Source organism: Limosilactobacillus reuteri subsp. porcinus, assembly GCF_036621895.1.
Classification (GTDB): Bacteria; Bacillota; Bacilli; order Lactobacillales; family Lactobacillaceae; genus Limosilactobacillus; species Limosilactobacillus reuteri_J.
The window spans coordinates 1-1,786 of the sequence record NZ_LN887426.1 but is presented as its reverse complement, the minus strand read 5'-3'; the positions used below and the strand labels follow the sequence as shown (position 1 = coordinate 1,786).

The window sequence follows — 1,786 nt, the reverse complement described above, 5'->3', positions numbered from 1 at the left end:
CTTAAATTTTACAATCTGCCACGTTGAAAAATGTAGAGAAAATCGCTTGTCGGGTGCAGCAGATAGGCAAAAGTTAGCAGCAACACCACATCTATTTCGCGAAACTAGAAATCCTGATAATTTTATTGCAATTCCCGTTGTATCTTCGGAACGAAGGGCATATATTCCAATGGATTACTTATCATCAGATGTAATTGCAGGTAATAAACTATTTATTTTGCCTGATGCTACTAAGTATGATTTTGGTATCTTAGAATCTATTGTTCATATGTCATGGATGCGTATGGTAGCAGGCAGACTGGAAACTCGTTATAGTTATTCTAAAACTTTGGTATATAATGACTTTTCATGGCCAAATGTTAATAAAATGCAACGCGATAGGATTACTGAGACCGCCCAAAGTATCTTGGACGCACGAAAGCTCTATCCTGATAGCTCATTGGCTGATTTATATGACCCGTTGACGATGCCAATTGAACTTCGGAAAGCACATGAAGCTAATGATAAGGCCGTATTACAAGCTTATGGACTTAAGCCGAGTGCTACCGAAGCCGAGATAGTGCAGCATCTATTCAAGATGTACGAGAAGCTAACTGCCAAGGATGATAAATAGCTATATTCTCACTTTCTGGTCTGTAGATGGTATAATCATTAGTAATGAATTGGGGCTTGATATGGTCAGCTGAGGACCCACATTAAACTAAAAAACGCTGACTCGTTGCTTGTTTCTGGGAATCAGCTTTGCTGTACGTCAAGCGTTAAGTAAAAACCTTATAGATACAGGAGTCATTCAATCATGAATGGCTCTTTTTTTGCTATGAGTGATTTTGAAATGATCAACAGCTCAGGTAGACTGATTTCAGAACGTCTCAGAGCCGATTTAAGATCTATTTTTAGCCTATGAAGACAGAAATTTGTACTGTTTAAGAGATCTTAAATATCGAGTCTCTATCTTATATAGCGATCCTCAATTGTCGCTTGCCTATACTTCTATTAAGATGTGACACCCTTTATATAGCCAATTATCTTAAAATCAGAATAAAGTTTTATTGAAAAACTAGTGGCATTTGTTCTTTGATTAGGGGTAAATATGCTATACTAATCGCAACCAATTAACTCGGTTGTTGATTGGATAATAAAAACCGTTACCCTCATTGTGGTAACGGCCATGCCCGACAGTTTGATTCAGTTATTTTTTCCTATTAACCGCCAAGATTGGCCGTAAGGTTCTTCAGTATTCTTTAAGGGATATTGAGGGGGAAAAAGGGGAAAATCTATAACATTCCATGACGTTATATGATGATCTGATTGGTCGAGAAAACTTATAATATCAGCGATTTGATAGCATATGATGATATATGTTTTACCCTTTTAAGGTACTTCGTAAAACATCATTTTTGATATTCTTTGTGTCTTGAAATTGCCAAAGCGAATCTTTTCCTAATCTTTCTTTCGAATATTTTTCTAATTTTTCCAATAGTTCTAAATTGTTACCACTTAAAGCACTAAGTTTTAAACTATTTAATAAATTTTGATAGTCGTGCTTAAAGCGCCTTAACCTAAATTGGCTTTCTTCTAGATTTTGAATTAAGAATAGTAAGTCCTTCTTTTCTTGTAAATTTAGCTTTTTCTGTTGGATTTGTTTATTAGCTTTGTAGATAAAAATGGTGAAAATACATTGTAAAATTAATAGACAAAAAATAACAATAAATGATGGCGTAAAACTTGGAATAGTAATGATTATAAAACCAGCAATATTTAAGGTTCCCGAAATGTCAATTTAAAT

At 34.5% G+C, this 1,786-nt stretch carries 1 protein-coding gene; it reads left to right on the top strand.

From position 1 onward, the window contains the following. Window positions 1-613: type IIL restriction-modification enzyme MmeI (locus AACL61_RS06485; protein WP_339111146.1), on the top strand; the 613-nt coding region annotated here is incomplete at its 5' end. Window positions 614-1,786 lie beyond the last annotated feature (1,173 nt).